Here is a 23,142-nt window from a genome sequence, read left to right as displayed (position 1 = left end):
AACGATTCTAAGTGTCTATCTATCCCTCCGACTGCCCTCAATAGAGCCCATCAGGATAGAAACACATATCTAGGAAACAGCACTTTCCCCTAAATAGTTGGCTCTAATCTCCCCTCCTACACCACTGCCCCCTTATCACATCCCTCATAAAAGACTACCCCCAGCACCCTATATCTACAGGGGCTGGGGGCGGTGTTACTTACCTGAGGGAATGAGTGCCGGGAAGTCGGGATCTAATGCTGACCTTGGGGGGACTTTACTCGTGCGACGCAGTACCCAAGGGCTATCGTCTTGAGGCAAATACTCTGGGTGTATCATAGGGCCTTCCATGGTAATTACGCTCTTGAGCTCCAGGGTCAAGGTCTTCATATCATCACTCATACGAGCCCAGCAGAAGACTCCTGTAGCGTCATGATTATATGAAAAGTAAAACATATAGGCTTCTTCCCTCCTTTTAGCTCCCCCTCCTGAGGTTGCATCTGCAGTAGGTCGTTTGACGTTCAACTTCGTACCTTCCCCTATACGATCTGGGTTCGTCTTAGCATTCACCACCTCACGCCCTGAGGCATCAAGGATCCTACTCACGAGAGATAGCTGATCCACAAAGAGCTTGCAGTCCTCCGTATCGGGGGAATAGGGAGCCCTCTCTCGGAACTCTATTTGGATGTAGAGTTTGTAGCCCTTGTATTCTCCTTCCCAGCTCCCTACATACTTAGGGAGGAGGCGATGGGTATCTTTGAGATAGAGGATGTCCTTACGCGGGAGCTCCTTTGATAGGACACTCCCATAGTTATTCTCTAGGGGCATCACCTTCTGGCCTAGAGCTGTCAGTGTAGACAAGCCCGCGAGGAGAAGGGATAGGATGTAGCGTTTCATACCGACCTATGCTACTTATACCGACTGGGGGCAGTGTTACTTAGTAGCGGGAATGAGTGCTGGGAAGTCGGGATCTAATGCCGACCTTGGAGGCACTTTGCTCGTGCGATGCAGTACCCAAGGTGTCCCCTCCTGAGGTAAATACTCGGGATGTATCATAGGGCCTTCCATGGTAATTACGCTCTTGAGCTCCAGTGTCAAGGTCTTCATATCACCACTCATATGAGCCACACAGATGACTCCCGTAGATAGGTCATTATAGAAAAAGACAAACTGATAGGTTTCTTCCCTTTCTACAGAGGATGCATTTGTTGGTCGCCTGACAAACAACTCTCCTCCAACCCCTATCCGATCGGGGTTTGTCTTGGCATTCATCACCTCACGCCCTGAGGCATCGAGGATCCTGCTCACCAAATGCAGCTGATCCACAAAGAGATTACAGTTCTCCGCATAGGTGGCATAGGGAGCCCTCTCTAGGAACTCTATTTGGACGTAGAGTTTGTAGCCCTTGTAGTCTCCCTCCCAGCTCCCTGCATACTTAGGTAGGAGGCGGTGGGTATCTTTGAGATAGAGGGTGCCCTTACGTGGGAGCTCCTTTGGTAGGACACTCCCATCGTTATTCTCTAGGGGCATCACCTTCTGACCTAGAGCTGTCAGTGTAGATAACCCTACGAGGAGAAGGGATAGGATGTAGCGATTCATTAGGCTAGGGGTGAATATAAGTTTGTTCAGAGGGGGAGTCCTTCCCGTGTGTGGCGTCCCTATTGATAGGGGCACACATCGATAGCTCTAACTACCCGCTATGGCAAAGATACAGAAATACCCTATTGGGGAAAGTCCTCCCCTCCCTACCTCCACAGCTCCCCTCCCTGACACCTCATCCCTTCTGAGTCCCCCCATCCAAGTCCACTCCGAGGTAAGTTCCCTAGGGACTACGGCCGAGAGGGAGGCGAAGGGCACTTCGAGGGGCTTCTATAAGTAGTTCTTTATCAAGCATTCCGAAAGGGCTAAAACGAACATACCGAGAGCGCATCAGCGCTCTCGGTAAGAGCGCACTCGTCACCTATGTAAGGTGATGGAGACGCTCTTACCGAGAGCCCTTGAGCCTTCATTATATCTTCTCTAGCGAGCCCTCGGAGTATGCTCCACAGACCCGTATCCATCCCCATCCTAGGACAGCCGAGACGAGGTACGAGGAGGGTATGTAGCCAAACGCACACAGCTCACGACCTCAGAAAAACGAACTAATAACCAGTCGAATAAGGCATATTCACCATGCGAGGATAGAGTTAGAAAAAACTTCTTAACTTTGCTCCTAAAGAAGGGGAGAGGACATTCTCCCCTCCCCGAGGCACATACCCCATTTTATTCTTCTATGTAACTCCTGTATAGGGTCGCCAGAGTATCCTCTGATACTCTGCGAGCGTGTGGGCATCCATTGCCCTGGTACGCTATACAAGAAGAACACCCCCACAGACTCTGTGGGCTGGGGTGGGTGATCCCCCACGAGAGAGGCACCACCCCCAGTAGTCCGAAGGCTGTCGCCTCATGAGAAGGTGGAGGCTCCCCCCGGTACCGCCAGGTAACGGGAGACCCCTCGGGAGCCGACACCTCTCTCATCCCCTCGAGGTCGGGGCGCTCCCTCCGAGCGTCCCTCCCCCTCGAGCCTCTGCGGGAAGAGCACCACACTCATCCGAGAATGAACCTAAGAGAGAGAAAGGGAGTCTAAAGGCGGGAGCCCGGAGGCTCTTCGGGCTCGACCCACAGCCCTAGAGGTGGAGGAGGGTATCAGCTCCCTTGGTGGAGCCACCTCCCCCACCACTGGGGAGACCGTCACCGTCCCCGAGAGCTCCCGCCCGGGAGCCCTCGGGGACGTTTCGCCGGCCACCTCCTCGCGCGCGATACCTTATTATAGAGCTAGGATATGAGACTGGGGCACTCGCTCCGGAACAGGAGGACTCGGGCTGGTAGGTGAAAATATGTATCTTTGTATTTGTATGAACTTAGCGCAACTACAGACAGGAGATAAGGCGGTCATCGTGCGGGTGGGAGGCTCGGGAGCCTTCCGTAAGCGCATCCTAGAGATGGGCTTCGTGCAGGGTAAGGAGATCATGTCCGTACACAATGCCCCCCTCAAGGATCCTATCTACTACAAAATACTTGACTATAACGTCTCGCTCCGTCGCAAGGACGCCGAGCTCATCGAGGTGCGTCCCCTAGAGCCCCTCACAGAGGTTCATCCCGAGGAAGAGGGGGACACGGACCTCCTCCCCGATCCTGAGCTCCATAGCCTACATCGTATGCAGGGACGTGGACAGAGCACCAAGCTCCCAACCCTACGCATCGCCCTAGTAGGTAACCCCAACTGCGGGAAGACCTCCCTCTTCAACCAAGCCAGTGGAGCTCACGAGCATGTGGGCAACTACAGCGGCGTCACCGTGGAGGCCAAGACGGGACATATCTACTACGGAGGCTATCGGCTCGAGATCATCGACCTACCAGGCTCCTACTCCCTCTCTCCCTACAGCCCCGAGGAGCTCTATATCCGCAACTATATCACGGGTGATGAGCGTCCCGATCTGATCCTAGACGTCATCGATACGTGCAACCTAGAGCGCAACCTCTACCTCACCCTCCAGCTCAAGGAGCTTGGCCTGCCCGTCGTCGTCGCCCTCAACATGTTCGACGAGTTCATCGCACGCAAGGAGTACTTTGACTACCCTCGCCTCTCTCGCCTACTGGGTGTGCCTATGATCCCCACCGTATGCCGTACGGGGCTCGGACTAGAGGCACTCTTCGATGAGATCATCTCCCTAGCCCCTGGTATCCAGACTCACGCCCCAGAGCTCTTCGATCCAGAGCGGGGACGTCTGCGCCCCATACGCATCCCCTACGGCCCTACCCTCGAGCCGATGATCGAGGAGCTGACGACCAAGGTCGAGGAGCACACCACACTACACGACCCTATCGTAGCGCGCTCCACGGCGATCAAGCTCCTGGAGCGGGATAGTGACGTCGAGAGCCAGCTCCTACACCGATACCCCCGTGGGGGCTATCTACTCTCTGCCCGGGACTTCGCCCTACACCGGCTGAAGGAGGAGCAGAGCGAGGAGGCCGAGTCACTGATCACCGATGCTCGCTATGGCTTCATCTCGGGAGCGCTGAAGGAGACCTATCACCCCAAGCACAGCGGGGAGCGTACCCTCACCGACCGCATTGATGATATCGTGACGCACCGCCTGTGGGGCTTCCCGATCTTCCTCACACTGATGATCCTCATGTTCTTCTGCACCTTTGCCCTCGGTCAGTATCCGATGGATCTCATCGAGCTCGGGGTCGCGAAGCTCGGAGAATGGGTCGGGGGTGTGATGCCGGAGGGTCCCCTGAGAGACCTCCTCGTCGATGGGATCATCGCGGGGGTCGGGGGCGTCACAGTCTTCCTCCCGCAGATCGTCATCCTCTACCTCTTCATCTCCCTAATGGAGGATAGTGGGTATATGGCTCGGGCAGCCTTCATCATGGATAAGCTGATGCACAAGATGGGTCTGCACGGCAAGTCCTTCATCCCGCTCATCATGGGCTTCGGCTGCAACGTCCCTGCGGTGATGAGTACCCGTATGATCGAGAGTCGCAAGAGTCGTCTGGTGACGATGCTTGTCCTGCCCTTCATGAGCTGCTCGGCACGTCTACCGGTGTACATCCTGCTGGCGGGGGCATTCTTCCCCATCCCTTGGCAGGCCACCCTCGTCCTCTTCTCCCTCTACCTCATCGGGGTACTCGTGGCGGTATGCTCGGCACGGCTTCTGAAGAGCACGGCCTTCAAGGGCGAGGATATCCCCTTCGTCATGGAGCTCCCCCCCTATCGTACCCCGACCCCTCGGTCGATCCTCATCCATGTTTGGACCCGAGCCAAGCAGTACCTACAGAAGATGGGTACCGTGATCCTTGCGGCCTCTATCCTTGTTTGGTTTATGAGCTACTACCCCAGGCAGAACGAAGCCCGCGCGGTCAAGGATCACCAAGTGGAGGCGGTCAAGGCCTCCCTACTCCCCGAGGCAGAGAAGCAGGCACAGGTGGACTCCCTAGAGCAGGCCTTCGCCACCTACCATCAGGAGCAGTCGATCATCGGGCGTATCGGACACCTCAGTGAGCCCATCATTCGTCCCCTCGGCTTCGACTGGAAGATGGGGGTAAGTATCGTCTCGGGTCTGATGGCCAAGGAGGTCGTCGTCAGCACCATGGGTGTCATCTACACGGGCTCAGGGGATGATGGCGAGGAGGCGGTAGCTCAGCTCTCGGAGCGTATGCGCACGGAGCGGCGAGCGGATGGGTCTCCAGCCTTCACGCCGATCATAGCCTATACGTTCATGCTCTTTGTGCTCCTCTACTTCCCCTGTATCGCTACACTGATCGCGATCGGACGGGAGGCTGGGCACTGGCGCTGGGGGATCTTCGCAGCGGTGTACTCGTGTACGCTGGCTTGGGTCGCCTGCTTCATCGTCTATCAAATCTCCCTACTGCTAGGGTAAACTTTAGTAGTTCATATGCTTCAGGAAATCATCGCCCTCGCGATCGTTGGCATTGTCCTCTTCTTCATCGGGCGCTCTCTGGTGAGGATGCTCCGCCCTAAGAAGGGCGATAAGGGGTGTGGTGGGTGCTCGGGATGCTCAGGCTGCGGGCACTAGCCCTCTATCCCTAGTACTAGCACTTCGCTTTAGATCACCCCTTTGCTAGCTATTATCTCGTCCTATCCATATTCTTTATGATCCTAGATATCCTCCTGTTCATTGTAGGTATTATCCTCATCATCGTAGGTGCCAACTATCTGACTGAGGGAGCTTCGGTACTAGCTCGTCGCTTCGGAGTGTCTCCCCTCGTCGTGGGGCTCACCATAGTGGCCTTCGGTACCTCCTCCCCCGAGCTCATCGTCAGCCTAATGTCTGCCCTCAAGGGTAATTCGGACATAGCGATGGGAAACGTCGTCGGGAGCAATATCTTCAACGTGCTCGTCATCGGAGGTATCACCGCCCTCGTCACCCCGATCACGATCACCAGGAGCACCATACGTCGTGAGATTCCCCTGATGATCCTTGCCTGCCTTGTGCTCTCGGTAATGGCTCTTGACCGGATCTTCGCAGGCACAGGAGAGATAGAGAACGTACTGAGCCGCAGTGAGGGGATAGTGCTACTCGGCTTCTTCTTGATCTTCCTTACCTACACCTTTGCCATTGCCAAGGGTGAGCCCGACGACCCACATGCTACCCCCGACACAGAGAGACGCTACCCACTGTGGCTACTCATCATCTTTATCATCGGCGGGCTAGCAGGTCTTATTGTGGGAGGAGACTTCTTCGTCAATTCAGCCTCCAGCATAGCTCGTACCCTAGGGATGAGCGAGGGCTTTATCGGACTGACCATCGTAGCGGCAGGCACATCACTACCAGAGCTAGCGACCTCCGTCGCTGCAGCCCTCAAGAAGGAGCCCGAGATCGCTGTGGGCAACATCGTTGGGTCAAACATCTTCAACATCTTCTTCATCCTCGGTACGACAGCTACCGTCACCCCGATCCGCATCGGTGGGGTCTCATCCCTAGACTTCCTCGTGATGAGCTTCTCGGCCATCCTACTGTATGTCTTCGCCGTCCTCTTCGGTCAGCGGGTGATCAAGCGTGCAGAGGGTGCTGTGCTCGTCCTCTGCTTCGTCCTCTACACCGCCTACCTCATCGCCCAGCTCTAATTTCCCCTCAGTCCCTCGCTATGTCACAGCCTAGTCTTAGCTTCACGCCCGAGGAAGAAGCCCTCATCCAGCAGGAGTACCAAGCCCTGCTCCAGGACTATATCGCCTCGCCACACCGCAAGAAGACGGAGATCATCGACCAGGCCTTCCGTCTAGCGTGCCATGCCCATGGCCTCGTGCGTCGACGCAGTGGCGAGCCCTATATCCTACACCCCATAGCTGTAGCACGCATCGTGTGCAAGGAGATCGGGCTAGGCTCTACCTCCATCTGCTCGGCGCTACTACATGATGTGGTAGAGGATACAGAGTACACGGTGGAGGATATCCGTCGGGGCTTCGGCAACAAGATCGCCCAGATCGTAGAGGGTCTCACCAAGATCTCTACAGAGCAGGTACCACAGAACATCGATAGCCTACAGGCGCAGAACATACGCAAGCTTCTACTGACCATCGGGGATGATGCACGTGTGATCCTGATCAAGATCGCTGACCGTCTGCACAACATGCGTACCCTCTCCTCCATGAAGCCCGAGAAGCAACTGAAGATCGCGGGGGAGACCTCCTTCTTCTATGCCCCTCTTGCCGATCGCCTCGGGCTCTTCTCCATCAAGACGGAGCTGGAGGATCTAAGCTTCCGCTATGAGCACCCCGAGGCCTACGAGGAGGTCCTCCGCAAAGTCAAGGAGACGGAGGCGGGGCGTGAAGACCTCTTCCAACGCTTCGCTGCACCACTGAAGCTCCGCTTCGACAGTATGGGGCTGAGCTATGAGATGAAGACCCGAGTCAAGGGGTGCTTCTCCATCTGGCGCAAGATGCAGCTCAAGGGCATCCCCTTCGAGGAAGTCTATGACCTCTTCGCCGTGCGTATCATCTTCGACAACCAGGATGGTTACCCCGAGAAGAACCGCTGCTGGGACATCTACACAGCGATTACCGAGGTCTACCGCAACCGACCCGATCGCCTCCGAGACTGGATCTCTACCCCCAAGGGCAACGGCTATCAGGCTCTACACCTCACGGTACTAGGCCCCGACGCTCAGTGGATAGAGGTGCAGGTACGTAGCCGGCGTATGGACGAGATCGCAGAGAAAGGACTAGCTGCACACTGGAGGTACAAGAATAGTGACGTAGAGGAGGATCACGAGCTCGAGGTCTGGCTGGATACGATCCGTGAGGTACTGAACCATCCCGACTCCAAGGGTATGGAGTTCCTCAATACCGTCCACCTCAGCCTCTATGCCCACGACATCACCGCCTTCACCCCCAAGGGGAGGCCGATCACGCTCCCCATCAATGCGAGTGTCCTGGACTTCGCCTATGCCGTACACACCGATCTGGGGGATACGTGCATCGGAGCAAAGGTCAATCATAAAGTGCTCCCCATCTCCCATCGCCTCTCCAACGGTGACCAAGTAGAGATCTTGACGAGCAAGATGACTCATCCCGAGCCCGAGTGGCTGGACTACGTCAGCACCGCCTACGCCAAGGTCAAGATAGAGACTGCCCTACGGCGCCGTCAGCGCGAAGCCATCGCCCGAGGCGAGGAGCGACTAGCCAAGGAGCTCGAGCACTACGGAGAGCGGCTCTCCGCCTCCCTGCTCAATCGCCTGACCTACCTCTATCACTTCGACAAGCCCGACACCTTCCTGCGCTACATCGGAGAGGGAATGTTCACCTTCCCCGAGGACTTCGAGCGCACCCTCAAGAGTAAGGGAAGCCCCTCCAGCCGTACCAATAGGATCACCCGTACGATCACCTCCCTCTTCGGAGGCAAGGAGCGGGGGAGTCACGAGCACGCTGAGGATGTGGCCGCCACCCCGATCGATCGTGATCATCCCTACGAACTCAGTGAGCACGACGGTCGGCTCAACTATATCATCGCCCCCTGCTGTCACCCGATCCCCGGGGATGATGCTCTAGGGATCCTCACCGACGAAGGACAGGTCGTCGTGCACCGACGCTCTTGCCCCGAGGCTACCCGATACAAGACGGCACAGGGAGACCGACTCATCTCTACTCTCTGGGGACATCACTACACCCCCCGCTTCGAGACGACTCTAATGATACGGGGGATCGACTCCCGTGGGCTACTGAACGTGATCACGCAGGTGCTACTGGAGGACTTCAAGGTAAGCATCAGCGAGATCCATATGCAGGCGCACGAAGGGATCTTCGAGGGGCGCATCACCATACAGGTACTCAGTGGACAGCAGGTAGAGTCTATCTGCCATATCCTCCGACGCAACAAGGCCATCCACGAGGCCTACCGTCTCTCGGAGCTCAATCAAGAGTAGCACTCTGATACGCCCCGTATACCCCCTCAATGGACACCACACATAGACCGATCCACGTCATGGCCAAGGCAGCTGGTGCCAGCTGCAATATGCGCTGTGACTACTGCTACTATCTGGACAAGGAGCGACTCTACCGAGGAGCCGAGCGCACACAACCCACGACGATGATGCCCGAGGAGTATCTCGAGCACTACATCCGTCAGTATATCCAGGCCCAGCCCGAGGGCGTGCCGGTGACCTTCACCTGGCACGGGGGCGAGGCACTCCTACGCCCGCTATCCTTCTACCAACGAGCCCTAGAGCTCCAAGAAAAGTATGGGCAGGGGCGACTCATCGAGAACACACTCCAGACGAATGGCCTCCTACTCAGCCCAGCCTGGTGTCGCTTCTTCCGGGAGCATGAGTGGCTCATCGGGATCTCGCTGGACGGGACGAAGGAGATGCATGACCTCTATCGGCGAACCGTCTCGGGGCTCCCTACCTTCGAGCGAGTGATGCGTGGGGTGAAGCTCCTACAGGATCATGCCGTAGAGTTCAACATCCTAGCTACGGTCAATCGCTACAACGCCGAGGAGCCCCTGGCCTTCTACCACTTCCTCAAGAGCATTGGCAATCCCTACATCCAGTTCGCCCCGATCGTAGAGCGTCTACGCACCGGAGCTGAGCGACACGCCTTTGTCGAGGCACCCTTCATCACCGAGCGTCCCGAGGGACGTCTCCTACACGATGGTGCGGATGTCTCGATGGCACCCTATAGTATCCTGCCCGAGCAGTGGGGGTACTTCACCACGACGATCTTCGACGAATGGGTGCGCACAGATGTGGGACGGGTCTTCATCCAGCTCTTCGATGCTACCCTAGCCACCTGGATGGGTGTCCCCCCGGGGGTCTGCCTCTTCCTCCCCGAGTGCGGACACGCTGCCGCCCTAGAGCACAACGGCGATCTCTACAGCTGCGATCACTTTGTCTACCCTCGCTATCGTCTCGGCAACGTCGCCGAGACCCCACTGAGGGAGCTCATGGATCGCCCCGAGCAGATTACCTTCGGGAAGGCAAAGAGGCTGGGGCTCACCGAGCAGTGTAAGGAGTGCGAATTTCTCTTTGCCTGCTGGGGCGAATGCCCCAAGAACCGCTTTGCCTATAGCTCGACGGGCGAGCCGGGACACAACTACCTCTGCCGAGGCTACTACCAATTCTGGTCGCACGTCGCTCCCTACATGGACTACATGAAGGCCTGCCTGATGCAGGGCCTCCCCCCAGCCCAGATCATGCACTGGGTCGCTAGTCAGGACTAATCTCCCCCCACTCACTTCCCCCTCACCACCTTCTCTTCCCCCCTATCACCTCCTCGCTTCCAGCGACTCATCTCGGGTCGCTAGGACGATAGCCGTCACCCCATACACCCGGGCTCGGTACGCTAAGTACTTCGCCTAGGAGTATGGGGTGGCTTCGCTTGGGTATCACGGCTGTAGCCACTAGGGGCTGTGGGAAGCCTCCCCGCTCATCGGATACGAGTCATCGGGTGGGAGCCGAGCTGACCTTGGGGCGAGGGGAAGGCAAGGGACAGCGATAGGACACAGGGGCATTACTCCCCTAAGGTCACAAAGCGTTTACTCTTGGCTTACCGAAGAGACCTATTCGTAAGAAAATGGTACATTCGCAAACATTCATTACCTTTGTAACGAAGAAGACACCGAGGAACGTCCCACACGCGCTCCCCCAACACTCCTCCAGAAGCAATGATACAGACGGCTCACATCTCATCATTGAACCTACTCATACTGGGCAAGTTCGTCCCCCTACCCTGCTCCTGCAGTGTAGAGGTGAGGACGAGGTGGCAAGTGGCTCCTCTGATGCCCTAGACTCCCCCCTGTGCTCTCGCGTACTCCCCTCCCCTATTTGTAAATTCGCAATAAACACCATATCGCAATGAAACAGTTTCCCTTTTACCTGCTACTCGCCTCGATGCTCCTAGCCCTGCCCCTACGTGCTCAGGAGAAGAGAGGAGCTCGGCTCGTCCCGCTCATCAACTTCGAGGTCATAGACACAGCTCAGCTCAAGGCCACCTATAGGTACGACTTCGTAGACTCGGCCAAGACCTACACCAATATGATGGTACTCCTCGTGGGGCCCAAGGTACAGACCTTCCAGGGCGAGGCGGACTACTACCTAGACTCCCTAGGGGTCAGCCTAGAGGGGAAAGCCTACCCCACCCCCTACCTCACCGCCAAGATGAACCAGTGCCCACCGAAGCGATCCACCACCGAGTGGAAGGTCTACTCAGGTTACCCCAGCGGGATGGTCTCCATCACAGACCGAGTACTAGCGACACGCTACCTCTCCGAGGAGCAGCTACAGGCTCCTGAGTGGAAGCTACAGAAGGGCTACACGAAGACCATCATGGGCTACACCTGCTACCAGGCTGAGACCGACCTCTATGGTCGCCACTGGGTCGTATGGTATGCCCCACAGCTCCAGTGTGCTGCCGGCCCCTGGATCCTCTGGGGACTCCCCGGGCTGATCCTAGAGGCTCATGACAGCGAGCAGATACACAGCTTCACCCTAGAGAGTATCGCCTCCCTCCGAACTCCTATTCCCTATATCGTCAGCAACTACTTCATGCTCCCACGTGACCGAGTCGTCAAGGACTACATGCGCTACGCCGAGGACCTCGATGAGAGCCTCGTCCAGTCCGGGATGATCACCCCCGAGGAGCTCGCCCTCTCGGAGAAAAAGAAGAACCGCCGACGGATCCCCTTCGTCCCCCTACGACGCATCACCCTAGAGGAGGCGATGTAGTCCGCACCCCGCCCCGATGAGAGGCCTAGGCATCACTGCCTAGGCCTCTTCACTTTTTCATCCCCGCTCACGTCCCCGAGTGAAGGGAGAGGACGATACGGGGAGAGCTAGGGTGGAGTACCAACAAAGCCGGGATCTCCGTTGTTATCACGGGGAGCAGTGTACCGACCCTAGGGCTCGGTCTCATCGCTCCCATAACAGATGATCCCACTAGGGAGTATCCTAATTATACCAGACAATGAAACGACAAGTAGCACTCATCCTCGTCCTCTGCTTCGCCGTAGCCCTCGGGGGCTTCGCCTGCATGACACGTACCCACGAGACCCAGCAGACTAACGATATGACTCAGACAAAGGAAATCTATCTAGCAGGAGGATGCTTCTGGGGCACAGAGCACTTCCTCAAGCAAGTACGTGGCGTCGTCGCCACCGAGGTAGGCTATGCTAATGGCCACACAGAGCGCCCTACCTACGAGGAGGTCTGTCAGCACCATACGGGCTTCGCCGAGACGGTGCGCGTCACCTACGCACCCGAGCAACTTAGCCTCCGCCAGCTCCTCGACCTCTACTTCCTCACCATCGACCCCACCACGCTCAATCGCCAGGGAGGTGACATCGGGGATCAGTACCGCACAGGTATCTACTACACCGATAGCCTCGACCTAGATACGATACGAGCGGCCCTCGCCAACCTACAGAGCCAGTATACAGCTCCACTCCAGATCGAGGTGAAGCCCCTCACGAACTTCTACAATGCCGAGGAGTACCACCAAGACTACCTTGACAAGAACCCCTCGGGCTACTGTCACATACGTCCCGAGCTCTTCGAGCAGGCGCGCCGTGCCAACCCCTACACCAAGCCCACGGACCAGGAGCTCAGGCGACGACTCACCCCGACCCAGTATGCCGTCACCCAGCAGGCAGCGACAGAGCATCCCTTCGACAACGACTACTGGGACGAGCATCGCGAAGGGATCTATGTGGACATCACCACAGGCGAGCCCCTATTCACCTCACGAGACAAGTTTGACTCGGGCTGTGGGTGGCCGAGCTTCTCCCGCCCTATCGACACTACACGTATCGACGAACGTGCCGACCACTCCCTCGGTATGCGACGCATCGAGGTCAGGAGCAAGGCGGGGAACGCCCACCTCGGGCACGTCTTCGACGACGGCCCTAGAGAGCTCGGTGGCCTACGCTACTGCATCAATAGCGCCGCCCTACGCTTCATTCCCAAAGAGCAGATGAAGCAGGCCGGCTACGGCAAGTACCTCCATCTACTAGAGGGGAAGGGCAAGTAGCCCCCCACCTCTCATCATCACCCAGCATCCTCAGGGAGCACGTCTCGGGGTAGGAGCATGCCTCAGCATGACCTACCCCGAGATACATTTATACGTATAGCGATCCCCCCGAGTACTCAGGTCTAGTAGCCCCATACCTCCCGCCCAAGTAGGAGCTATGGGGCTTAATTATCTCCCCTATCCTACTCACTCACAGCGGATACAGATGGGCCGAGGCATCCAAATAGCCTCCACCATCGAGGATCCTTCGTATCCCCAAAGCCATCCTGCCAAGAGCCCTCTCTCCCCTCTATTGGGAGCCCCGTAATCACCTATGTAAGGTGACGAGAACGCTCTTACCGAGAGCGTCACTGCGCTCCTATAAGGATCGTCTCCATCACCTATGTAAGGTGATGAAGGTACCCCTACCTAGCGTATGTCAGTTCGCTCGGTGAGGGGACTCTCGTCCGCTGGGGCTCTCGGGTACGTCGTGCCTTAGGCTGAGAGAGGGACGGCTCCCCCTCTTCTCCCTATCTTTATTTCACCGACTAGGAGAAGAAAGGTCATGGGCACATGGACAGAAGAAAGCGACACAGTCCTCCTCCGCAGAGGGTAATCTCACCGAGGAAGGTGCTCAGTGCTGGCTGATGGTTCGCAGAAAGTCCTCTGATCTTGACGCGGTTGCCCTGCCCCTACATCTCATTGCTCTTGATCGAAGGGTATTTTCTCTACCTTTGCAGACGGGGCTGGACACAAGCCTCCCAATCTAACTAGGGGCTCCATCCTGCTTTATATAAGAGAGCTTATCCAGATGAACGAACAGAAATTACAACTGAGATTACGGCTGGTGCTGCAGGAGGTACAACTTCTGGGGAAAAGAAGGCACTCCTCCTCTTGCCCAGCGAGACTCAACGACGATAGAGGGAAGTCTCCTTCCCTCCATGACTACAATACCACCGGCTTATGCACAAACTAACTAACTCTCCTTGGCTTTATCCTCTGGCCATCGTTACCCTAGGGATTGTGGTGTATCTCTTTCCCTATCTCCCACCATTTAGCTCCCAGAGGGATTGCCGCCCCACACAGCTGACAAGCCTCCTCATCGGGCTAGCTGTACTCTTCACTGTGGTACGTCCTGGGTGGAAAAGCTGGCACATCCTCGTCGCCACCCTAGCCTCAGCTCTGGTGGCAGGGGCCCTAAACCTGTCGTTCTTCGGCTAATAATCTTAGGCGGTTACTAGATACAGCGGGGATGCCTACCTATTAGGCAGGTGTCCCCACTTATCTTTTGGCTGGTCAGTCTTGCTATTGGTGGTGGTTAGAATTGCCTCGCCCCCATAAGAGGCGAGGATCAAGTCCATCCCTAAGTCCCCCATGCGCCCCTGCTCGGTGACGATAGCAGGATGCTCCTCGAGGCTCTTGTAGCGACTACGCTGCTTGCTGTCTCACATCAATCTCTAAATTACGACCTTTGGATCATCTGGCCAGCGCACCCAAAAAGGCGCTGGCTTTCTCTCTATCCCTACCGTTACACTTACGGGTGGAATAGGCGACAGCGCCGTCTGCTCCTAGTAAAAATCCCTATCTTTGTAGCTAAAGTATCTAGCGATAATAGAGATAAGGAACATGCTCGCAGAAGACGAAGAACTAGACACCACGACCCCCTCCGAGGAGCTCCTCACGACCCCCGACTCCATGCCCGAGGAGGAGCAGGAGGAGCAGGAGCCCGCCTACCAGCCCCCCGAGGGACTCCCCTATCGCCCCGAGATGGGGAATCTATCACGTATGTACCGTACGTGGTTCCTAGACTATGCCTCCTACGTCATCCTAGAGCGTGCCGTACCCCATATAGATGATGGACTGAAGCCCGTACAGCGACGTATCCTCTACAATATGAAAAAGGTCGATACGGGCAAGCTCATCAAGGTAGCCAACATCGTGGGGGAGACCATGAAGTACCATCCCCACGGGGACGCCTCCATCAACGACGCCCTCGTCCAGCTGGGACAGAAGGGATACCTCATCGATACCCAGGGCAACTGGGGGAACATCCTCACCGGAGACGCAGCGGCGGCAGGCCGATACATCGAGGCTAAGCTCTCTGTCTTTGCCCTCGAGGCCGTCTTCAGTGACCGAGTGACCCCATGGAAGAAGACCTATGATGGGACGACAGATGAGCCCATAGCCCTCCCCGTGAAGTTTCCCCTCCTCCTAGCTCAGGGGGCTGAGGGGATCGCCGTAGGGCTCTCCTCCAAGATCCTCTCGCACAACTTCGTCGAGCTCGCCGAGGCGGCCTGTGCCTACCTTCGGGGCGAGAGCTTCACCCTCTACCCCGACTTCCCCACAGGGGGAATGATCGATGTCTCCCGCTACAATGACGGGGAGCGTGGGGGGAGCCTCCGCTCTCGTGCCCGTATCGAGAAGCTAGACCCCAAGACCCTCAGTATCTCTGAGCTCCCTGCAGGGAAGACCACGACCACCCTCATCGAGTCTATCCTCAAGGCCGTGGAGAAGGGCAAGATCCGCATCCGACGTGTCGATGATATGACGGCTGCCACGACGGACATCCGTCTGACCCTTGCCCCCGGTGTCTCCTCGGACAAGGCCATAGATGCCCTCTATGCCTTCACCGACTGCGAGGTCAGCATCTCCCCCAACTGCTGTGTGATCTACGAGGAGAAGCCCCTCTTTACCTCCGTAAGCGAGCTCCTTCGCTATAGTGTCGAGCGGACGAAATACCTCTTCACAGAGGAGCTGAAGATCATGCTCCAGGAGAAGGAGGAGGCTTACCTCGGAGCCTCCCTAGAGCGTATCTTCATCGAGGAGCGCATCTACAAGGACAAGGAGTTCGAAGAAGCTCAGAGCGAGGCAGCTGCACTTGCCCATGTAGCGGAGCGACTCATCCCCTTCCACGACCGCCTACTGCGTGCCGTGACCGAGGACGACCTAAAGCGCCTCCTAGAGATCCGCATGGCTCGTATCCTGCGCTTCAACCTCCCCAAGCACGAGGCCTACCTCCTACAGCTGGAGGAGGAGATCAAGCAACTCCGCCACGACCTAGATCATATCGTAGAGTATACGATACGCTGGTACGAGCACCTGATCGACCGCTACGGCAAGGCCTACCCACGGCGCACCAAGATCACCAGCTTCGGCACCATCGAGGCCACCAAGGTAGCTGAGCTGGATACGAAGCTCTACATCAACCGCGAGGAGGGCTTCATCGGTACCGGGCTCAAGGATGCCGAGTTCGTGTGCAACTGCTCCTCCCTCGACGAGATCATCGTCTTCCTCCGCTCGGGGAAGTACTTTGTATGCAAGGTCGAGGACAAACGCTTCTACGGCCATGAGGAGGTCATCCATATCGCTCGCTACCAGAGGGGCGATGAGCGTACCATCTACAACGTGATGTACCGAGACGGCAAGGCGGGAGCTGTCTATGCCAAGCGCTTCAATGTCCTCTCTGTCATCCGTGATCGTGTCTACGACCTCACCCGAGGCAAAGACCGCTCACGTATCCTCTACTTCTCTGCCAACACCAATGGCGAGGCTGAGAAGGTCTCCATCAAACTCAAGATACGGAATGCCCGACAGCGCCTCTTCCAGTTCGAGAAAGACTTCTCTGACCTCCCAATCAAGACACGTAGTAGCGTCGGCCTGCTGGTGACCAAGGCCGAGGTACACAGCATCACGCTCCTCTCCAAGGGCTTCTCTACGCTAGGCGGGCGAGATGTGTGGTTCGACCGTGACGTCATGCGCCTCAACTACAACGGGCAGGGTACGTACCTCGGCTCCTTCCACGCTCGGGATAGGGTCCTGATTATCCTCACCAGCGGCGAGTGCTACACGACGGACTTCAGCGATAGTATCCACATCGAGGAGAACCTCCTGCGGATCGAGAAGCACCAGCCACAGAAGCTGTGGACAGCCGTCTACTACCATGCCAAGAGCCAGCGCGAGTATATCAAGCGCTTCATGATCGAGGCAGAGCAGCGACGGGAGCAGATCCTCGGGGACAACCCCGACAATAAGCTCTTGATCCTGACCGATACCTATTACCCTCGCCTCAGCCTAGGGCGCAAGGACAAGAACGGGGAGCTCCAGCTCACAGAGCTCGATGTAGAGACCTTCATCCAGGTCAAGAGCATCCGAGCCCAGGGCAATCAGCTCGCCAAGTATCCCCTAGACCTCATCGAAGAACTTCCGCCACTGAAGGAAGGCCCTACCCTCGAGGAAGAAGAGCCCGAAGGTCAGCCCCAGGAGGCGGAGGAGGGTCTCTTCCCCGCCTCGGACTTCGAGACAACCACCGATGACACGTCCCCACAATGAGCAGACTCTACACCCTACTCGTCCTCCTCTTCCTAGCCCCAGCCAGGCTGTGGGCGGTAGAGGCATCCCCCAGCTCCGATAGCCTGTCTAGTGGTACCGCACGCAGGGTACCCCTGCTCACCATAGCGCCCCCACACGAGCGCTACTACAACGTCACGATGAGGACCCGTGCTCTCGGTATCGGCGGGATACTCCTAGGCGAGGAATACCTATCTCCGCTCAACTATGGGGGCACATACCTCTCCTTCGTATCGCAGTCCGTCCATCTCGGCTACAAGCAGTCTGGGGAGGAGCTCCTCCCCCCAGGGGCATCTGTCCCCCTCCGTCCACGGACAGCCGACCACGACTGGCTCCACCACACCCTCTTCACCCTAGGCTATGGGAATAGCACCAATCCCGCTGGCAACGCAAGTATCTACAGCCTGGATCTCACCTACAGCCGTAGCCTACTACGCAGACTAGGCAGTGGCCGGGTCGGTAGCCTCGCCCTCGGGGGAGGTATAGGTGGATATGTATCTGGGCTGTACAGCAACCGCAATGGGAACAACCCCGGTACCGTCCATACCTCCCTAGGGCTCGACCTAGCACTCCTCTATAGCTACCGCTTCGGGAGCGAACGCTTCCCCGTCCTCGTCAAGGCATTCGCCGGGCTACAGCTCGCTGGTGGAGCCTTTGCCCAAGAGTTCGGCGAGAGCTACTACGAGCTCTATTACTACACGAAGCCGAAGAATAGGCTGACCTTTGTCCATCCCTTCAACAACCTCACCGGGCAGCTCTATGCCAGCATCGAACTGCCCCTCCTCGACTACGGCATCATCTCTCTAGGCTACCGACTCGGGGCAGAGAATAGACACCTAAGGCGCCTACACTCTTACCAGACCACCCAGAGCCTCGTCATAGGCTTCACCACCACCCATCTTCCCCTAGGTGGACGACGTGTCACCAAGGCCACTCACCCCTCACTCCCGCTCTAAGTATGCTCCGCAAGATACTCTACAGCCTCGCCCTCCTGGGGCTGAGCCTCACGGCTTGCTCAACGAAGGAGGAGTTCACTAGTGACCCCTACAAGAACTATGACCAGCTCTGGCAGATCCTAGATAGGAACTACTGCTACTTCGACCTCAAGCTCCCCCAAGGGGTCTCCTGGCGTGACCTCTACCACAAGCACGCTGCTGAGCTACGCCCAGGGATGACGACTGACTCCCTCTTCCTCGTGATGACCAAGCTCCTCTCAGAGCTGCGGGACGGACACGTCAATCTCTCCACAAGCTTCGACTACGGCCGCTACTGGAAGTGGAAGACTGACTACCCTAAGACCTTCGACACGGAGCTCACTGAGGACTACCTAGGCGACAGCTACCGTATAGCAGGAGCCCTGCAGTACACGACCCTATTGTACAATGGGCATGCCCCAGACAGCATCGGATATATCCGCTTAGCGAGCTTCAGCTCGGGACTATCAAGTGCCAATATCAATGCAGCCCTCTCTCGTCTAGTTAAGTGTCGGGCGCTCATCATCGACATCAGGAATAACGGTGGTGGCCAAGTCACCCACTCCGATATGCTCGCCCGTCACTTCATCATCGAGCGCAAGCTCATCGGCTTCATCTCCCACAAGACGGGGCCTGGACACCGGGACTTCTCCCAGCGTCAGCCCCTCTACCTAGAGCCTCTCTCTAGGGGGATCAAGTGGCAGCGTCCCGTCGTCCTACTCGTAGACCGAGGGGTCTACAGCGCAGCCAATGACTTCACGCTAAGGATGAAGGGACTACGCTTCGTCACCGTGATGGGGACACAGACGGGCGGGGGGGCAGGCCTGCCGATGTCCTCGGAGCTCCCCAACGGCTGGGGGGTACGCTTCTCCTCCAGTAGGACGTATGATGCCTCGGGGGCAGACGTAGAGTTCGGGATACAGCCCGACTACGAGCTTACCTTCGACCCTGCACAGGCTAGTGCAGGTCGGGATACGATGATCGAGGGGGCTGTGACCTATCTCAGGGAGCGGTTCGAGCACTTCAAGCGTACTCGTCGCTGGGAGAAGTAGCCCCAAGAGCCCCTACCCCGTCGGTCAGTGACTGCACGAGGGAATAAGTCCCAGCATGGAGCCTTCGGTAAAGGCTCCATGCTGGGACTCTCCTTATCCTATCTCTGTATATCCCCGTCCCGAGTGTAGTTTGTATCTTTGTGCTAGGAAGCCTCCTCCCTATACTAGGGCTTCACTATGGGGGAGGGGACTATTACGTTACATATACACATAACATTTAGGATGAAACGAACCCGTATCTGCCTTGCTCTAGCGACCCTGCTACTACCCGCCCTCAGCTCTGAGGCACAGGTGCTCACCCGAGGCAAGAGCCTTGGCACACATCCCCTCTCACGCCCCCTCCTCATCGACTCGGTCAATCTGAGTAACACCGCCTTTGACCTGACGAGTCTCATCAAGCGCCCCTACCAGAGCGAGGGACGCAAGGCTACCCCGGTGTCGGCCTCTGCCAAGGGCTTCGTCGCTGTACCCAAGAGTAGCACACCCTCTGCCCCTGCCTCCCTCTCTGTCTTCACCTTCGATGCCGTCTCCCCTACCTACACCAAGGGGAACCTCCGCCTCTACGGCCGTGGGCGCTATGCCATCTACGCGGACGGTGTACTACTAGCATCGAATGAGAAGGCACCCACCCAGAGCGATAGCGTACCTGCCCTCTCGGCCTCCCTTTCGCTAGAGGCTAGCCACCGAGAGCTCCTCGTCAAGGTGCTTAGCCTACCGACTGACAGTGCACAGGCAGACTTCAAGCTCTCCTTCGTCCCTGATGACAAGTACACCCCACTCGACTCCGTAGCCTCGGCTAACGGCACACACTTCATCGACTGGAAGTACATCACCCACGGCAAGCGCCTCTACTCCGTCTCCGTCTCGCCCTCGGGCAAGTATGCTCTAGTGGTCTATGCTGATCGTGTCCCCAAGAAGGGGGCAACCTATCAGGAGATACGAGATGCCTCGGGCAAGGTCGTCCGCTCTACCCAAGCCCTCTATGGTGCTCGCTGGATGCCTCGGCAGGACTACCTCCTACTAGAGCGCAGCAATGGCAATAAGCGTCAGCTCCTGAAGATACACCCCACGACAGGCGAGCAGAGCGTATGGGCGGACAACCTCCCGGGCTCTAGCTACTTCCTCTCTCCTGACGAGCGGACAATCTACTTCTATGAGCAGGCCAAGGGCCCAGCCAAGGCTCCCTTTGCTATCCGCCGTCTCTCCCCCGATGACCGTCAGCCCGGCTGGCGTGACCGCACCGAGATCTATCGCTATGATGTTGCCTCCGGTATCTATGAGCCTCTGACCTATGGTGTACGGAGCAACAATATCTACGATGTCTCAGAGGACGGCTCTCGCCTACTCCTCGGTGTCCATCACACCGACTGGACCAAGACGCCCTATGGCCGTACGACGGTCCTACTCTACACTCCAGCCACTGCCAAGGTCGATACCCTCATCCGAGATGAGATCGAGCTCGCCGATGTCTCCTTCATTCCCGGGACGAATGACCTACTCGTGACGGCTTCGCCCAATAGCTTTGACTTCCTCGGCAGTACGCTCCCTGCTAAGAAGTGGGGCAATGGCTACGAGCGGGAGCTCTTCCGCTTCAACATCTCCACCCGACAGATCACTCCCCTGACGAAGGACTTCGATCCCAGTATCGCCAACGTCGTAGGCTATGGCTCGGCACAGAAGGCGTTCTTCTTCTCCGCCGACAATGGTAGCCGCAAGTCCCTCTACCGTCTGGATGTACGTACCAACAAGATCACCCCGCTTAACGCCAGTGAGGACGTAGTGCGTAGCTTCAGCATCTCCCGCTCGGGCGATGTGCTCTGGTACCTAGGGCAGAGCCTCAACAATGCTGACCGCCTCTACCAGCTCAAGGCTCCCGGCAAGAGCACACTCGTATGGGATCTATCTGCAGAGAAGCTCCGCGACGTGCGCTTCACCCCTGCCAAAGACTTCGTCTACCGCACGCCCGATGGGGTCAATATCGACGGCTGGTACTACCTCCCCCCCAACTTTGACCCAACCAAGAAGTACCCAATGATCGTCTACTACTATGGTGGTACGATCCCTCTGACCCGTGAGCTAGAGACGACCTACGACCTAGCGATGTTCGCCTCGCAGGGCTATATCGCTCTCTCGCTGAACCCTCGTGGCTGTACGGGCTACGGGCAAGCCTTCGCCGCCGATCACCTCAACGCTTGGGGTACCAAGACCGCAGATGACATCATCGGTGCTGTCAAGGCCTTCACCAAGGAGCACTCCTTCGTCAATGAGAAGAAGATAGGATGCTGTGGTGCCAGCTACGGTGGCTTCATGACGCAGTACCTACAGACAAAGACTGACATCTTCGCTGCTGCCATCAGCCACGCAGGGATCAGCTCGATCTCCAGCTACTGGGCTGGCGGATACTGGGGGATCACCTACAGCTCTGTAGCCTCCACGGAGAGCTATCCCTGGAACAACCCCGACCTCTACACCAAGCACAGTCCGCTCTTCAACGCAGACAAGATCCACACTCCGCTCCTACTACTACACGGCACGTCGGACGTGAACGTCCCACCGAGTGAGAGCACTGCGCTCTACAATGCGCTCAAGATCCTCGGGCGTACGGTAGAGCTGGTAGAGTTCACGGGCGAAGATCACCATATCCTAGAGCCTGACCGCAAGGATATCTGGATGCGTACGATGTTCGCTTGGTTCGCCAAGTACCTCCAGGACAAGCCCGAGTGGTGGGACAAGCTCTATCCTAAGACAGTCTACGAGCAGTAAGCTAGTCCTCGACTCAGCGAAAAAGGGTCACCGCCCCTAGGCTCATGGAGCCTAGGGGCGGTGATCTTTTTTTGCTGGGAGACAGAGGGAGGTGGAAGGGTGGAGGTAAGGGCGGAGCTGGAGGAGCTCGGTCGTCTCGCCCTCTCCGCTCCTACTTCTGTGGGAGCTCTACCTCTAGGGGCTGATCACCTTCGCGCTCGAGGATGAGGAGGAGCTTCCCCTTCGTGACGTCTATCCCAGCCTTATTGAGGAAGAGTCGATCGGGGGTATTGAGTGCCCGATAGTCCGAGGACCAAAATCCCCATCGTAGATCCACACCTGATAGCTGGGATAAGGTGAACCGCTTCTGCCCCCAAGGATTCCGGGGATATGAAAGGTCTTTCCCGGCTAGCTCGGGGTCAGTAAACCACGTCTGCATCCCAGTCTTGCACTCGATCGTCACTTTGTCCGATAGGTCTCTCCGCTCCTTCGTCTGTGCATCTTCGAGCCATACAGAAAGGCTCATTATCAGGAGGATAGAGCAGACTCTAATACCGTCAATACGGATACTTCGTCCTCCCCTACTACGTCCCTCACTAGGGCGATGATACGCTCTTACCGAGAGCGTGAAAGCGCTCTTACCGAGAGCGCGAATGCGATCTTACCGAAAGCATGAAAGCGCTATTACCGAGGGTGCGAAGGTGCTCTTACCGAGAGCGTCCACCCCCTCTAAGAACATCTGATAAACAGGTAGTTAGACGTACCCAATCGAGTACCCACATTTGCTCACATATGAGGGCTGTATCCTCTTTCGCTTGGAGGAGGGTATATCCAGCCCTTGGAATAGAGCCTACCCCCCGTACTCACCTCGGGAAGGATTGGGGGGAGCTAGAGCAAGGAGGAGGGGCTTGTCCCCCAGGGAGGCTCCAGGGCCGACGCATGATCTCGCTCGTACACTCCTGCTTTTGGATCTTCGGGGGGATTATTTCATATCCCAGGGAGCCTTAGCCCATCACTAAAGATCCTAGGCATTATCCCCAAG

The 23,142-nt window shown here is 57.2% G+C and carries 15 protein-coding genes; 12 read left to right on the top strand and 3 right to left on the bottom strand.

From position 1 onward, the window contains the following. Nucleotides 1-195 precede the first annotated feature (195 nt). Both QZ170_RS06315 and QZ170_RS06310 read right to left on the bottom strand, forming a co-directional pair. Complete coding sequence (locus tag QZ170_RS06315) at nucleotides 196-876, bottom strand: hypothetical protein (protein ID WP_297178781.1); 681 nt, start codon at nucleotides 874-876, stop codon at nucleotides 196-198. 36 nt (nucleotides 877-912) lie between these two features. After that, on the bottom strand, nucleotides 913-1,578 hold the full coding sequence (locus tag QZ170_RS06310; protein ID WP_297178778.1) for a hypothetical protein: 666 nt from the start codon (nucleotides 1,576-1,578) through the stop codon (nucleotides 913-915). 1,295 nt (nucleotides 1,579-2,873) lie between these two features. On the opposite strand from QZ170_RS06310, the gene feoB reads away from it, so the two are divergent. From feoB to QZ170_RS06250, 12 genes are all read left to right on the top strand, one after another. Next, entirely contained in the window at nucleotides 2,874-5,405 is a 2,532-nt protein-coding gene (gene feoB / locus QZ170_RS06305) for a ferrous iron transport protein B (protein ID WP_297178775.1), read from the top strand. Between the two features lie 15 nt (nucleotides 5,406-5,420). Beyond that, nucleotides 5,421-5,561, top strand: coding sequence for a FeoB-associated Cys-rich membrane protein (locus tag QZ170_RS06300; protein ID WP_297178771.1), 141 nt, complete (start codon nucleotides 5,421-5,423; stop codon nucleotides 5,559-5,561). A gap of 77 nt (nucleotides 5,562-5,638) precedes the next feature. Next, a complete protein-coding gene (locus QZ170_RS06295) occupies nucleotides 5,639-6,613 on the top strand; it encodes a calcium/sodium antiporter (protein WP_297178767.1) in 975 nt (324 codons plus the stop codon). Between the two features lie 20 nt (nucleotides 6,614-6,633). Then, nucleotides 6,634-8,907, top strand: a complete 2,274-nt coding sequence (locus QZ170_RS06290) for a RelA/SpoT family protein (RefSeq protein ID WP_297178763.1) — start codon at nucleotides 6,634-6,636, stop codon at nucleotides 8,905-8,907. A gap of 29 nt (nucleotides 8,908-8,936) precedes the next feature. After that, nucleotides 8,937-10,202: an anaerobic sulfatase-maturation protein gene (locus QZ170_RS06285; protein WP_297178760.1), complete on the top strand. Its 1,266-nt coding sequence runs from the start codon at nucleotides 8,937-8,939 to the stop codon at nucleotides 10,200-10,202. Nucleotides 10,203-10,836: 634 nt separating this feature from the next. Then, a complete protein-coding gene (locus QZ170_RS06280; protein WP_297178757.1) occupies nucleotides 10,837-11,706 on the top strand; it encodes a GLPGLI family protein in 870 nt (289 codons plus the stop codon). A gap of 238 nt (nucleotides 11,707-11,944) precedes the next feature. Then, nucleotides 11,945-13,006, top strand: a complete 1,062-nt coding sequence (msrB, locus tag QZ170_RS06275) for a peptide-methionine (R)-S-oxide reductase MsrB (RefSeq protein ID WP_297178754.1) — start codon at nucleotides 11,945-11,947, stop codon at nucleotides 13,004-13,006. Nucleotides 13,007-13,948: 942 nt separating this feature from the next. After that, nucleotides 13,949-14,206 carry a hypothetical protein gene (locus QZ170_RS06270; protein WP_297178749.1) on the top strand — a complete coding sequence of 86 codons (258 nt, stop codon included), beginning with the start codon at nucleotides 13,949-13,951 and terminating at the stop codon, nucleotides 14,204-14,206. 405 nt (nucleotides 14,207-14,611) lie between these two features. Further along, complete coding sequence (locus QZ170_RS06265) at nucleotides 14,612-17,314, top strand: DNA gyrase/topoisomerase IV subunit A (RefSeq protein ID WP_297178746.1); 2,703 nt, start codon at nucleotides 14,612-14,614, stop codon at nucleotides 17,312-17,314. After that, nucleotides 17,311-18,288 carry a hypothetical protein gene (locus tag QZ170_RS06260; RefSeq protein ID WP_297178743.1) on the top strand — a complete coding sequence of 326 codons (978 nt, stop codon included), beginning with the start codon at nucleotides 17,311-17,313 and terminating at the stop codon, nucleotides 18,286-18,288. The genes QZ170_RS06265 and QZ170_RS06260 overlap by 4 nt, the downstream gene beginning before the upstream one ends. Before the next feature lie 2 nt (nucleotides 18,289-18,290). After that, the gene (locus QZ170_RS06255; RefSeq protein WP_297178740.1) at nucleotides 18,291-19,358 is read left to right on the top strand and encodes a S41 family peptidase; all 1,068 of its coding nucleotides are present in this window, start codon (nucleotides 18,291-18,293) and stop codon (nucleotides 19,356-19,358) included. Between the two features lie 222 nt (nucleotides 19,359-19,580). Further along, on the top strand, nucleotides 19,581-22,121 hold the full coding sequence (locus QZ170_RS06250) for a prolyl oligopeptidase family serine peptidase (RefSeq protein WP_297178738.1): 2,541 nt from the start codon (nucleotides 19,581-19,583) through the stop codon (nucleotides 22,119-22,121). A 151-nt stretch (nucleotides 22,122-22,272) separates the two neighbouring features. Here the strand turns inward: QZ170_RS06250 and QZ170_RS06245 are convergent, their stop codons facing one another. Then, entirely contained in the window at nucleotides 22,273-22,626 is a 354-nt protein-coding gene (locus QZ170_RS06245) for a hypothetical protein (protein WP_297178736.1), read from the bottom strand. Nucleotides 22,627-23,142: the final 516 nt, after the last annotated feature.

The sequence above is a fragment of the uncultured Porphyromonas sp. genome, from assembly GCF_905372525.1.
Taxonomy (GTDB): domain Bacteria; phylum Bacteroidota; class Bacteroidia; order Bacteroidales; family Porphyromonadaceae; genus Porphyromonas.
The sequence above is the reverse complement of the archived record's forward strand: the minus strand, read 5'-3'. Positions and strand labels throughout refer to the sequence as shown.

Bases quoted from the DNA above. Each gene is read 5' to 3' on its own strand.
- QZ170_RS06285 (WP_297178760.1), top strand. From the start codon at position 8,937: ATGGACACCACACATAGACCGATCCACGTCATGGCCAAGGCAGCTGGT.
- QZ170_RS06290 (WP_297178763.1), top strand. From the start codon at position 6,634: ATGTCACAGCCTAGTCTTAGCTTCACGCCCGAGGAAGAAGCCCTCATC.
- QZ170_RS06310 (WP_297178778.1), bottom strand. From the start codon at position 1,578: ATGAATCGCTACATCCTATCCCTTCTCCTCGTAGGGTTATCTACACTG.
- msrB (WP_297178754.1), top strand. From the start codon at position 11,945: ATGAAACGACAAGTAGCACTCATCCTCGTCCTCTGCTTCGCCGTAGCC.
- QZ170_RS06260 (WP_297178743.1), top strand. From the start codon at position 17,311: ATGAGCAGACTCTACACCCTACTCGTCCTCCTCTTCCTAGCCCCAGCC.
- QZ170_RS06280 (WP_297178757.1), top strand. From the start codon at position 10,837: ATGAAACAGTTTCCCTTTTACCTGCTACTCGCCTCGATGCTCCTAGCC.
- QZ170_RS06250 (WP_297178738.1), top strand. From the start codon at position 19,581: ATGAAACGAACCCGTATCTGCCTTGCTCTAGCGACCCTGCTACTACCC.
- QZ170_RS06255 (WP_297178740.1), top strand. From the start codon at position 18,291: ATGCTCCGCAAGATACTCTACAGCCTCGCCCTCCTGGGGCTGAGCCTC.
- QZ170_RS06315 (WP_297178781.1), bottom strand. From the start codon at position 876: ATGAAACGCTACATCCTATCCCTTCTCCTCGCGGGCTTGTCTACACTG.
- QZ170_RS06295 (WP_297178767.1), top strand. From the start codon at position 5,639: ATGATCCTAGATATCCTCCTGTTCATTGTAGGTATTATCCTCATCATC.
- QZ170_RS06265 (WP_297178746.1), top strand. From the start codon at position 14,612: ATGCTCGCAGAAGACGAAGAACTAGACACCACGACCCCCTCCGAGGAG.
- QZ170_RS06245 (WP_297178736.1), bottom strand. From the start codon at position 22,626: ATGAGCCTTTCTGTATGGCTCGAAGATGCACAGACGAAGGAGCGGAGA.
- QZ170_RS06270 (WP_297178749.1), top strand. From the start codon at position 13,949: ATGCACAAACTAACTAACTCTCCTTGGCTTTATCCTCTGGCCATCGTT.
- feoB (WP_297178775.1), top strand. From the start codon at position 2,874: ATGAACTTAGCGCAACTACAGACAGGAGATAAGGCGGTCATCGTGCGG.
- QZ170_RS06300 (WP_297178771.1), top strand. From the start codon at position 5,421: ATGCTTCAGGAAATCATCGCCCTCGCGATCGTTGGCATTGTCCTCTTC.